We start from the raw sequence: 10,776 nt of genomic DNA, 5'->3' as shown, positions 1-10,776 counted from the left end.
ATCTGCCAGCAAATTGTTTGTAAGTATACCAGTTTGCCGCGCTGCCTGGTAAGCCAATGCTGTTTTAAGCGCCGATGCTTTTACCCGGAAAGTATGCGGGCTGTAACGGCCCGGATGCAAATGGATATAATGGGCCTTATCTTCTGCCAACCGCAAAATCCACACAGAAGTATCCGATAACACCATTTCTGCATAACCGCCACTTTTCGCCAGAAATGCCTCATAAGCCGCTCTTGTGTCCACTCCCGCCGATTTTAACTGCGCCCTTATTTCATCGAAAATGGCCTCCGGCGCCAACGGACCGGCGTACATGTCCATCTGCGAGCCCCCAAGAGAAAGCAGGCGCGTAGTTATCTCAGCAGGATCTGATTGAACAAGCATCTGCTGAAGTGCAGAAAAATGATGCTTTAGTGGATTAAACAGTATCGGAATAACAGTAAACTTTAAAGAATGAGCTTTCAGGTATGTGTATAGAGAAATCATTTTGCCATCAGCCTTTCACAGGAAATCTCATTTTGAGGGAACCCGACAGTCCGGGTAACATACATCTCCAAACATTCACCCATATCCGCCCCAGGTAAGGGAACCGGTCCCTATAAACACAACCGGCAACAATTCAGCCTTTGGTAAGCCGGCCGGTTGCCGCATACCAAAGGCTGAAACAGTATAATTAATGCTTTTTCTTCGGGTCCATTCCACCGCCATCTTCCGGCTTCTTGCAGCAGGTAGGCAGTTTAGCGTAAGATTCAGGATTGGCAGTCACATTATCCGCATCATAACCTACATTGGCAATACCGGTTTTGATATTCTCAATGTTGGTACGGTCGGTATAGTACTTTACCGTTGTAATATGCTTCTTGAAATCCACTTTCACAGATTGAACCCCCTCTTCATGCGACATATACCTTTCAATACGGTTCTTGCACGACTCACACTGCACAGTAGGCGTGCTGATCTTCGCTGTTTCCACAGCCTTCTGCTTTTGTTGTGCCATTGCCGCGCCAATACCGGCGAACAGGAACAACACTACTAATTTTAGGATACGCATAGTTGTAATATTATAACCCGAATATACAAAAAAAGTGATATGCAATTTTCACTACTTACCCCACTGATCCGGCGCGCTTCTCCAGGCCTGTAATGTGGCAATTTCATCTGCAGATACAATCCCTTTTTCTTCAGCAAGCGCAATCATAGCAGAGTAATTGCTGAGCGAGTAAAACGGTACGCCTGCTGTCTCAAAAGCCTTTACCGCTATATCAAAACCGTAGTTGAAAATAGACACCATACCTATTACTTCACCACCGGCCTCACGTATAGCCTGTACTGCTTCCAGGCTGCTTTTACCCGTTGAAATCAGGTCTTCTATTACCACTACCGGCTGCCCGGGCTGCAATACGCCTTCAATCCGGTTGCCCATGCCATGCTCTTTCGGCTTGGACCTTACATAAATAAACGGCAGTTTCAGCTGATCCGCTACCAGCGCCCCATGCGGAATACCGGCAGTAGCCACTCCTGCAATCACAGCAGCATCAGGAAAGGTTTCAAACACCAGGTTGCTCAACTCTGATTTAATATAGTCGCGCACATAAGGGAAAGATAAAACCTTCCTGTTATCACAATAGATCGGTGATTTCCAGCCGGAAGCCCATGTAAAAGGCTGTGCAGGGCTTAACTTAACGGCCTGCACCTGCAGTAACTTTTCTGCAACTTGTTTTTCGCTTACTTTATTCATACAAGCGCCAAAAGTACTATCATTTAGTCGATTTAAGAATAAACGTGTCACATTTATGAATAACATTATCCTATTTATGAACTGCGGTAAACGGATTTACAGGTAAGGTCATTATCCTGTTTCACATCTTCCTAAATTCTCAATTCGTAATTCACAATTCGTAATTACATTTGCGGGATGCAAGCAAATATCACGATCTACCTCAACGAACGCCCGCTCCTGCTGAGTACCGACACCACTGCCATTCCGGCCCGCCTCAATGGCGCCAAAATATACGATAACCCGGATACCAAAAAGATGGAAAACGTATTGCAGAAACTGGAAGATGGGAAAAAAGACGCAGCAGTGTTTATTGCACCGGATATAAAACAGCTCTTTAAAAAAGTATCCCTCCATTTCACTACCCTGGTGGCCGCAGGCGGCCTGGTAACCAATCCCGCCGGCGAAGTGCTCATGATGTTCCGCCGCGGTAAATGGGACCTGCCCAAGGGAAAACAGGATCCGGGGGAAGATCTCGAAACCTGCGCCTTGCGTGAAGTAGCCGAAGAAACAGGCCTGCACAACGTTTCACTGGAACATAAGATCACAGAAACGTTCCACTACTATCCCATGAAAAATAAAAAAGTACTGAAACATACTTACTGGTACCGGATGCTGTTTACCGGTACGGAGTTAACCGTTCCGCAAATAGAAGAAGATATCCAGGACCTGCAATGGATCAAGCCGGAAAATGTAGATAAATACCTTAAATACTCCTACGAAAATATAAGAGAGGTTTTCAGGGCGGCGGATATGTAATACCACCTATCTTTTAGCCAGTATGGCCACTGTAAGCCGGCTTACGCATACCAGCTTATGCTGGTCGTCTGTAATACGGATGTCCCACACGTGACTGGTACTGCCTATATGCAAAGGCCGGGCGCAGGCATGTACATATCCCTCTTTTACCCCTCTTATGTGGTTGGCATTGATTTCAATGCCAACACAAATCTGCGTTTCAGGGTTAATGATCAGGCCCGATGCCATACTGCCTACTGTTTCGGCCAAAGCTGCGGAAGCACCGCCATGTAATAAGCCGTAGGGTTGTACGGTCCTGTGATCTACCGGCATCATCATTTTCAGATAATCCGGACCTATTTCGGTAAATTCCATCCCCAGGTAAGTAGCCATGGTGGCTCCTCCCATCTCATTTAACTGGTCCAGCGAGATCTTGGTATTGTGCCAGATCGTTTTCATAATGGCTGCTTTAAAAATTATTGCTTCAAACGTTTGATGCCTTCCAGTACTGCCGGCGGCAGGAATGGCGTTACATCTCCCCCGTATTTATAAATATCCCTTACCAGGGTGGAGGCTATACTGGAATACTGGGGAACCGTTGTTAAAAAGATAGTTTCAACTTCCGGCGCCACCGTGCGGTTCACGTCGGCAATTGCTTTCTCGTATTCAAAATCACTCACGTAGCGGATTCCCCTCAAAATAAAACGGGCGTTTAACTGCCTGCAGAAATCAACGGTCAGGCCGGAATAGGACGCCACCTCCACCCGCGGATCATCTTTATACATCTCCCTGATCCAGCTCATCCGCTCTTCCAGTGCAAACATAGGCGTTTTACTGCTGTTTACGCCAATGCCTATTACCAGGCGGTCGAACAGTTCAAGCCCGCGGCTGATGATATCTGTATGTCCCAGTGTAATAGGGTCAAATGTGCCAGGGAATAAACAAGTCCTCATATAATTGTGATTGAATGATCGGTAAACGGTCAGCGTTTTAATTCCTCCCGGTTAATAAATATGGAGAATACCGTTGCCCCATAGTTCCTTTCAGAACGGTAGTAGGAATAATCCTGGAACTTCTTATGCTGGGTATGTTCCACCACCAGCCAGCCTTCAGGATTGAGTAACTCTTTTTCAAACACGAGCAGGGGCAGCTGATCCAGTGTTTCCATCATATAGGGAGGATCAGCAAAAATGAAGTCAAATTTTTCCGTACACTGCTGCAGGTATTTGAAAACATCCATTTTCACCGTTTTAAGGTGTTCAATTCCCAGTGCCAGCGCAGTTTTCCCGATAAAAGCGGCCATTGCCGGGTCTTTCTCTACAACGGTCATATCTGTTGCGCCCCTGGAAGCCAGTTCAAAACTGATACTCCCTGTGCCGCCAAAAATATCCAGTGTTTTTAAAGAGGGAATATCCAGGTTATTTTCTATAATATTAAACAGCCCTCCTTTCGCAATATCTGTAGTAGGCCGGGTATGCGGCATTTTTGCAGGCGGTTGTATCTTTCGTCCCCCACTCGTTCCTCCTATTATACGCATAGTGCCAACGCATATAAGTTATGAAAATAATAACCCGGTATTTCCTGCATTTTGGTGATATAGCTGAAACCCGGTATCCTTTGTATCCACTCCAGGTGTGGTATGAACTTATACATTTCCTGGTATACGCCGGTATCAGTAGCTACAGCCCCTCCCAGCTTTACCTTCACCAGCTGCTCGTTCAGTTCCAGCTGACGGAGTATGCTCACCAGGTTATACACTACATCCAGGCCCGACTGGTAATCGCCTTCCTGCTGGATCAGGAGTTTGCCGCCGGCATAAACCGTCATTGTAAACCGTTGCTGGTCCACTTCCACGAAGGCAATGCCGTCTTTCGCCTGGAAATCCAGGTCCATGGGGTACGACTGCAACAAGGCGGAATTGGCATGTATCACCAGGTCCGTAGAAAACTCTTTACGTAAAAAACCAAGCAGGTCTTTATCCACGCTGTATACATTCACCATCGGTAATGAAGGCAGCAGGTCGGACAGTACTGCTTCCTGCATCTTTTCCGGTACCGCCAGGTGCAGGAAGTCCTTTTTCGTGGACGGCGTATAATACATATGCGGTACCAGCACGCCCCCGCCGGTATTAAAGGCCAGCAGGATAGATTTGAAGGCCGTAAATAACAGCTTGTCGGTATCAAATACCTGCTCTATCATCTCCAGGTCGGCCAGGGCCAGCTTACGGGGAGTAAAATGATAGGATTTCAGCGCCAGGAATTTCTTTACAGCCGGATCAAACACTACATAGCTGAATGTTCCGTTTCCTACCAGTACCAGTAAATTACAGGCAGTGAGATCAGTTTCCAGCAGGGTTTCATCGTCTACTGTAAATGCAGGATGGATGTTATAAGCCACGGGCATATTTAACCTTTCAAATGAATTACAATAATACTCTTTTTAGTTAATTGGTGAGGGCGTTTTGTTGTTTTATATAAGGGAGATGATCAGCAGATAGACCTATCTTTGCGCCTATACCCACAATCAGCGAACGATTCATGCAACTGGAAGTCAACACCCGGCAGATTATCAAAATAGCAGGACCTATATGCCTGGCACTTATTATCCCGCAGATCAACCACATTACCAATACCGCCTTTGTTGGGCGCCTGGGCGAATTTGAACTGGCCGCCAATGGGATTGCCGGTATCTATTACCTGGTGATGTATATGATTGCCTATGGCCTTAACAATGGGATGCAGGTGCTTATTGCCCGGAGGGCCGGCCAGCGGCAGTATACCGGCATCGGGCAGCTGTTTTCCAACGGTATACAGGTAGGTCTTTTTTTCTCCGGGCTGGCCATCCTCCTCACTTTGCTGGCAGCTCCCTGGTTCTTTTCGAAAAGCCTGCATGATACGCATATCATTTCCGCCGCCGTTTCGTTTATCCGTATCCGTATATGGGGGCTTCCTTTTCTTATGTTACTGAATATGGCCAACGCCTTTTATATAGGCAGCGGCCATTCAAAGGTGCTGGCGATTACTTCTCTTTTCCAGGAAATGATGAACATCTTTTTTGACTATGCGCTTATCTTCGGGAAGCTCGGCCTCCCGGCCATGGGACTTAACGGCGCCGCTACCGCTTCGGTAATTGCAGAGATCACGGGTTGCGGTGTGGCGTTCAGCATCCTGTTCATCCGGCGGTATCACCTGCAGTACAGCCTGTTCAATTACCTGCGGCTCAATTGGGACATTATCCGGAATATACTGAATGTATCGGCCCCGCTGATTGTTCAGTTCCTCTTCAGCATTGGCGGGTGGTTTGTGTTCTTTATTTTTATTGAGCACCTGGGAGAGCGTCCGCTCGCAGTATCCAATATGCTCCGCAGTATCTTTGGGTTCTTTGGTATTTTCACCTGGGCGCTGGCGGCAGCCTGCAATACCATGGTAAGCAATATCATAGGGCAGGGACGCCCCGAACAGGTATTTCCCATTATCCGGAAAATTGTGGCCATCAGCGCCGGATGCGCTATGGCCATGTGTATTGTGGTTAACCTGTTCCCCTATACGTTGCTTCATATCTATACCAATAGTGCCGACCTGATCACCATGGCTATCCCCTCCATCAGGGTGATTACCCTTAGTACTATACTAATGGCGGTAGCTGCGGTGGTAATGAGTGGTGTGGTGGGTACCGGCAATACAAGAATTAACCTGGTAACGGAAATAATCGCCGTTCTGGGCTACCTGTTGTATTGCGATATCGTTATTGAAAGAATGCGCAGTGAACTGCACTGGGCCTGGGGAGCAGATTTCATCTACTGGATCATTATCTTCGGAATAAGCTATTGGTACCTGCGCAGCGGCAGATGGAAAGGGAAAGAGATCTGAAATCCAGCTTCTCCCCAAAAACAAAATTTAAGATCAGTGTAATCAGCGAAATCATTATAATCCAGAGTCAGACAAATTCCGCGCTATTGCAGGTCGTCCAGCATTTTTTTGCAATCCGCTTTAATACTGGCGTCGTCCTGAACAATGTTACGCAGCGTAAGCGCTTTTTTCAGCACTTCAATGGCCTTTTCCTGCTGGTCATCTGCTTTATAGGCGCGGGCCAGTTCGTAGTAGTTGAGGATAAAAGCGGGGTCGAGCTGGCGGCACTTTTCATAATTGCTGATGGCATTTGCCAGCGAGCCGTCGGGCAAACCGCCAAACAGCATTTTAGCGGCGCCTCTTTCAAAGGCGTTCAGGTTCGCCACTTCAAAATTCCATTTGCCTAAAACATGATAGCCCTGTGCCAGGGAAGGATTAAATTTGATAGCCAGTTCTGCGTACTTTTTTACATCTTTAGAGGCAGCCACTTTATCTTTTGCGCCAGAAATCAATGCCATGCGTCCCATGGCAATGGCCATGGACAAATTGGATTCAGGGCTGTTAGGATTTACCTTAAGCGCTTGCTGGGCGTAGCTTTTGGCAAGATTGAAATAGTTGATTTTATCTTCCTTGTTTTTTTGCCGGTTGCCGATGCGGGAACATAACTGGCTGGCCTGGTTCAGGGCATCCAGCTCAGCGGGTTGTATTTTGAGAATTTCCTTATCTTTTTCAAATGCTTCGCTTTCTTTCATCTGTTTCTCCAGCTGCCTGGCCTCATCCATCATTTCACCAACACTCTGGGCCTGTACAAACAGTACCGCTGATAATAAAAAGCAAACTGCCATGATCCGTTTCAACATAGGACAGGTTTTACAGCGTAAGAATTTGTTGATTAACTTATAGCTATAAATTTACGGAAACATCATACATATCCCAAAAAATAGTGCTTAGTAGTCTTTCTCCAGGGACACGAGCGAATTGCGGATGGTAGCGCCCATGGGCGGATTCATTTTGCGGAGGGTAACCGTGCTGTGCTGGATGCCCGGGTATCTTTGCTTAAGCGCATCAGTTAGTTCATACACCACTTCCTCCAGTAAAGGCCGCGGAATGGCCATCACCGCCTTAGCTATTTCATAGATGCCCTGGTAGTTAACCGTTTCCGATAAATCATCTACCGGCACGGTACCGGGTATACGAACTGCCACATCCAGCACAAAGTGATTACCAATAATGGTTTCTTCCGGGTATAAACCATGGTAAGCATAAAAGGTGGCCTGTTCGAGAGCGATAGTAAGCATAAAAGGAAATTAGGCATAATAAATAATGGATCTGCAGGAAAGATATCCCTGCAGATCCACTATCTACTATACAATTTATTATTGGTGGTGTTCTTTTGCCGATAAGTATCTTTCTGCATCCAGTGCGGCCATGCATCCGCTGCCGGCGGCAGTTACCGCCTGGCGGTAAATTTTATCCTGCACATCGCCGCAGGCAAATACGCCTTCCACGCTGGTGCGGCTGGAGCCCGGTTCTGTAACAATATATTCCTGTTCATCCAGGGTCAGGTAGTTTTTAAAGATACCGGAGTTAGGCTGGTGGCCAATAGCCACGAAGAACGCACTTACCGGTATTTCTTTCTTTTCGCCTGTTTTATTGTTCAGGATACGGAGACCTTCCACTTTCTTATCACCTAATACTTCATCTGTTTCAGAGTTCCAGTACACGATGATGTTGGAGGTTTTCAGCACACGGTCCTGCATTACTTTAGATGCGCGCATTTCGTGGCGGCGTACCAGCATATGCACGGTACTGCACATTTTAGAAAGATAAAGCGCTTCTTCAGCTGCAGTATCGCCGGCGCCTACAATAGCCACCTCTTTGCCGCGGAAGAAGAACCCGTCGCAAACAGCGCAGGCGCTCACGCCGCTGCCGTTCAAACGTTGCTCGGAAGGAAGTCCCAGCCATTTGGCAGAGGCGCCGGTAGCGATAATGATCGCATCAGCGGTGATCTCCTTTTCTTCGTCGATAGTTACTTTATAAGGCTGTTTACTGAAATCCACGGAAGTGGCCATGCCATAGCGGATATCGGCGCCCATGCGGACTGCCTGCTTTTCAAAATCCACCATCATTTCCGGTCCCTGGATACCTTCGGGGTAACCGGGATAGTTTTCAACTTCAGTAGTGATGGTTAATTGTCCGCCGGGTTGAATACCCTGGTATAATACTGGTTTAAGGTTGGCTCTTGCAGCATAGATAGCAGCGGTATAACCGGCAGGGCCGGAACCGATGATCAATAAATGCACATGCTCTTGTTGCTTGTTTTCCATTTTGTTTGCTGTATGTATAATTACCTGCTAATAATAATTGTTTTATAGGTTACTGTATAGCCGCCCCAGTAGCCTAATGCGCCGGGTACATTCCCTAATATCTTTGTGGGCGACGAAAAAGGATTACCATTACTGTTGAAAGCGAAATCGAGTGTTCTCCAGAAATCCCAGGTTGCTTTGTCAATATTACAAAACTTCAGGGTAACGGTATCTCCGAGTTCAAAGAATGCGTCCTGTCTGTCGTCGGGATCAAGATTCTTGTTTACGCCGGCGTCCACAGGAATTTCAAATGTTGCGCCGTTCACCAGTTGGTCGTCTATTACAGAGTTCAGTCCTGGTAAGTATATCTCGCTGTTCCTCTTTGTAAAATATCTTCCATAGTTCCCAAATGCAGGAGCATCCGTTATCTTCACCCATAAGCGGGCCTTAGTGGAATCGTCTACTGTCACTAATGTCCACCAGAGGGAGTCCAGTTGCATGCCGCGTGCCGGTATAGTTGTCACAGATTCATATGCCTTATTGTCAGCGTTGACGTGTAAGGTATAGGTACCCGGCGCCTTCCCGGTGAAGTTGCCAGGTTGTGACAGGTCCGGCAGGTATATAAAGAACTTCATGCCGCCGGTATCTATTGATTGTTCGGTCAGTTTCATGGTCCTGCTGCCATCGGAAACGGTGACAGTAGCGTTATGCACAAAGGCATTTGACAATACGGCCGGATCTATCTGTGAAAAATAGTTAAGGCTATGCGTAAGTATTACCGCGGGGTAAGTTCCGCTTTCAAACCTGCCTTCCACCACCAGTTCTGGGTCCTGTACCGGCAAAGCAACGCTGATATCTTTCTCGCAGGCGGCAAAGATCAATGTAACCAGGATAAGGAAGAGCGGCGTACGCATGAGTGCAAAAATAAGGGCTGTTCACTAAATAAGAACACCGGCCATGTATTTACAAGGCCGGTGTTCTTATAGAATAAAGAGGATTAGTAGATTTATTCTTTCGTTAGTGTTAACTCAGCGAATAAAGGTATTATCCCAGGTAAGATTTCAGGGCGCCGCTATAGCGGGCTTTTTGCAGCCTTTTAATAGCACGTTCTTTAATCTGCCTGATTCTTTCCTTTGTCAGATCGTATTTCTGACCGATTTGTTCGATTGTTGCGCCATTTTCACCATCCAGACCAAAATAAGCATTCACAATTTCAGCTTCGCGTGGGCTCAGGGATTTTAATACCCGGCGTATTTCCTCGCGGAGAGAATCTCTCATCACGTCGTCGTCAGTAATATCTCCACCTTCCAGCAAATCGCCCATGGCTACATCTTCAGCTTCGTGCACAGGTGCATCCAGCGACATGTGACGGGTGTTGCTCTGGAAAATATTGTTAATTTCTGATTCAGACATCTCCAGGATTTCTGCGAGTTCCTCGGTAGAAGGTTCGCGCTCGTTTTCCTGTTCAAATGCCATGTAAGCTTTGTTAGCTTTGTTATAAGTGCCAATTTTATTTTGCGGGAGACGAACAAGACGACCCTGTTCAGCCAGCGCCTGCAGAATGGATTGGCGAATCCACCATACTGCATAAGAGATAAATTTGAAACCTTTGGTTTCATCGAAACGCTGCGCCGCCTTGATCAAGCCGAGATTACCTTCGTTAATCAGGTCACTCAGGCTAAGGCCCTGGTGCTGATACTGCTTCGCAACAGAAACAACGAAACGTAAGTTTCCTGTAGTCAATCTTTCAAGAGCCTTTTGATCGCCCATTTTAATGCGCTGCGCCAAAACGGTCTCTTCCTCAGGTGTTAACAAAGGGATCTTCGAGATTTCCTGCAGGTATTTTTCTACCGCCTGCGAATCACGATTGGTGATCTGGGTGGCAATTTTAAGTTGCCTCATATGAAAAATTGTATTGGTTTATAAATAAATAACAGCGAAAGAAAATTTTTGTTCGGAACTTTTAAAATTATTAACTTACAAAGTTTCCCGCGCTTTATTGTTTTGTTTCGAAATAAGTCTGCAAAGATCGTGCTAACCAATCACTCTACCAAATCCTTCTTATATTTGCCAGCCATATAACAAAGTACAGTTTTAAAACGGAATTTTA

The 10,776-nt window shown here is 46.6% G+C and carries 14 protein-coding genes; 2 read left to right on the top strand and 12 right to left on the bottom strand.

Translation table 11 applies throughout. The features are described from left to right. The 3 genes from VN105_RS07285 to pyrE form a co-directional block, all read right to left on the bottom strand. A partial coding sequence (locus VN105_RS07285; protein ID WP_325639381.1) for a hypothetical protein occupies nt 1–381 on the bottom strand: 381 nt, incomplete at its 3' end. A 289-nt stretch (nt 382–670) separates the two neighbouring features. After that, the gene (locus tag VN105_RS07280; RefSeq protein WP_325639379.1) at nt 671–1,048 is read right to left on the bottom strand and encodes a heavy-metal-associated domain-containing protein; all 378 of its coding nucleotides are present in this window, start codon (nt 1,046–1,048) and stop codon (nt 671–673) included. A 51-nt stretch (nt 1,049–1,099) separates the two neighbouring features. After that, nucleotides 1,100–1,735: an orotate phosphoribosyltransferase gene (gene pyrE / locus VN105_RS07275; RefSeq protein ID WP_325639377.1), complete on the bottom strand. Its 636-nt coding sequence runs from the start codon at nt 1,733–1,735 to the stop codon at nt 1,100–1,102. Nucleotides 1,736–1,912: 177 nt separating this feature from the next. Between pyrE and VN105_RS07270 the strand changes: the two genes are divergently transcribed. Next, nucleotides 1,913–2,533 carry an NUDIX hydrolase gene (locus VN105_RS07270; protein ID WP_325639375.1) on the top strand — a complete coding sequence of 207 codons (621 nt, stop codon included), beginning with the start codon at nt 1,913–1,915 and terminating at the stop codon, nt 2,531–2,533. A gap of 6 nt (nt 2,534–2,539) precedes the next feature. Here the strand turns inward: VN105_RS07270 and VN105_RS07265 are convergent, their stop codons facing one another. The 4 genes from VN105_RS07265 to VN105_RS07250 are packed head-to-tail and all read right to left on the bottom strand — an operon-like array spanning nt 2,540 to nt 4,909. Beyond that, nucleotides 2,540–2,971, bottom strand: coding sequence for a hotdog fold thioesterase (locus VN105_RS07265; protein WP_325639373.1), 432 nt, complete (start codon nt 2,969–2,971; stop codon nt 2,540–2,542). A 17-nt stretch (nt 2,972–2,988) separates the two neighbouring features. Further along, entirely contained in the window at nt 2,989–3,465 is a 477-nt protein-coding gene (coaD, locus tag VN105_RS07260; RefSeq protein ID WP_325639371.1) for a pantetheine-phosphate adenylyltransferase, read from the bottom strand. Nucleotides 3,466–3,494: 29 nt separating this feature from the next. Then, nucleotides 3,495–4,049: an RsmD family RNA methyltransferase gene (locus tag VN105_RS07255; protein WP_325639369.1), complete on the bottom strand. Its 555-nt coding sequence runs from the start codon at nt 4,047–4,049 to the stop codon at nt 3,495–3,497. Then, the gene (locus VN105_RS07250; RefSeq protein ID WP_325639367.1) at nt 4,040–4,909 is read right to left on the bottom strand and encodes a DUF3822 family protein; all 870 of its coding nucleotides are present in this window, start codon (nt 4,907–4,909) and stop codon (nt 4,040–4,042) included. Before VN105_RS07250 ends, VN105_RS07255 begins: the two co-directional genes overlap by 10 nt. Before the next feature lie 140 nt (nt 4,910–5,049). Here VN105_RS07250 and VN105_RS07245 point away from each other — a divergent pair, with 140 nt between their 5' ends. After that, a complete protein-coding gene (locus VN105_RS07245) occupies nt 5,050–6,381 on the top strand; it encodes an MATE family efflux transporter (protein ID WP_325639365.1) in 1,332 nt (443 codons plus the stop codon). 83 nt (nt 6,382–6,464) lie between these two features. Here the strand turns inward: VN105_RS07245 and VN105_RS07240 are convergent, their stop codons facing one another. From VN105_RS07240 to VN105_RS07220, 5 genes are all read right to left on the bottom strand, one after another. Continuing rightward, on the bottom strand, nt 6,465–7,220 hold the full coding sequence (locus tag VN105_RS07240) for a hypothetical protein (protein ID WP_325639363.1): 756 nt from the start codon (nt 7,218–7,220) through the stop codon (nt 6,465–6,467). A gap of 87 nt (nt 7,221–7,307) precedes the next feature. Then, on the bottom strand, nt 7,308–7,658 hold the full coding sequence (gene folB / locus VN105_RS07235; protein ID WP_325639361.1) for a dihydroneopterin aldolase: 351 nt from the start codon (nt 7,656–7,658) through the stop codon (nt 7,308–7,310). Nucleotides 7,659–7,736: 78 nt separating this feature from the next. Beyond that, nucleotides 7,737–8,687 (bottom strand): thioredoxin-disulfide reductase, encoded by a 951-nt coding sequence (trxB, locus tag VN105_RS07230; RefSeq protein WP_325639359.1) that lies wholly within the window; start codon nt 8,685–8,687, stop codon nt 7,737–7,739. A 20-nt stretch (nt 8,688–8,707) separates the two neighbouring features. After that, complete coding sequence (locus tag VN105_RS07225) at nt 8,708–9,580, bottom strand: DUF4249 domain-containing protein (RefSeq protein ID WP_325639357.1); 873 nt, start codon at nt 9,578–9,580, stop codon at nt 8,708–8,710. Between the two features lie 130 nt (nt 9,581–9,710). Then, nucleotides 9,711–10,568, bottom strand: a complete 858-nt coding sequence (locus VN105_RS07220) for a sigma-70 family RNA polymerase sigma factor (RefSeq protein WP_012793808.1) — start codon at nt 10,566–10,568, stop codon at nt 9,711–9,713. Nucleotides 10,569–10,776: the final 208 nt, after the last annotated feature.

The organism is Chitinophaga sp. (assembly GCF_035564935.1).
Classification (GTDB): Bacteria; Bacteroidota; Bacteroidia; order Chitinophagales; family Chitinophagaceae; genus Chitinophaga.
This window is presented reverse-complemented; position numbering and strand designations above follow the sequence as displayed.

What these genes read in the sequence shown, in the direction of transcription:
- VN105_RS07280 (WP_325639379.1), bottom strand. Translation starts at nt 1,048, where the DNA reads ATGCGTATCCTAAAATTAGTAGTGTTGTTCCTGTTCGCCGGTATTGGC.
- pyrE (WP_325639377.1), bottom strand. Translation starts at nt 1,735, where the DNA reads ATGAATAAAGTAAGCGAAAAACAAGTTGCAGAAAAGTTACTGCAGGTG.
- VN105_RS07270 (WP_325639375.1), top strand. Translation starts at nt 1,913, where the DNA reads ATGCAAGCAAATATCACGATCTACCTCAACGAACGCCCGCTCCTGCTG.
- VN105_RS07265 (WP_325639373.1), bottom strand. Translation starts at nt 2,971, where the DNA reads ATGAAAACGATCTGGCACAATACCAAGATCTCGCTGGACCAGTTAAAT.
- coaD (WP_325639371.1), bottom strand. Translation starts at nt 3,465, where the DNA reads ATGAGGACTTGTTTATTCCCTGGCACATTTGACCCTATTACACTGGGA.
- VN105_RS07255 (WP_325639369.1), bottom strand. Translation starts at nt 4,049, where the DNA reads ATGCGTATAATAGGAGGAACGAGTGGGGGACGAAAGATACAACCGCCT.
- VN105_RS07245 (WP_325639365.1), top strand. Translation starts at nt 5,050, where the DNA reads ATGCAACTGGAAGTCAACACCCGGCAGATTATCAAAATAGCAGGACCT.
- VN105_RS07240 (WP_325639363.1), bottom strand. Translation starts at nt 7,220, where the DNA reads ATGTTGAAACGGATCATGGCAGTTTGCTTTTTATTATCAGCGGTACTG.
- folB (WP_325639361.1), bottom strand. Translation starts at nt 7,658, where the DNA reads ATGCTTACTATCGCTCTCGAACAGGCCACCTTTTATGCTTACCATGGT.
- trxB (WP_325639359.1), bottom strand. Translation starts at nt 8,687, where the DNA reads ATGGAAAACAAGCAACAAGAGCATGTGCATTTATTGATCATCGGTTCC.
- VN105_RS07225 (WP_325639357.1), bottom strand. Translation starts at nt 9,580, where the DNA reads ATGCGTACGCCGCTCTTCCTTATCCTGGTTACATTGATCTTTGCCGCC.
- VN105_RS07220 (WP_012793808.1), bottom strand. Translation starts at nt 10,568, where the DNA reads ATGAGGCAACTTAAAATTGCCACCCAGATCACCAATCGTGATTCGCAG.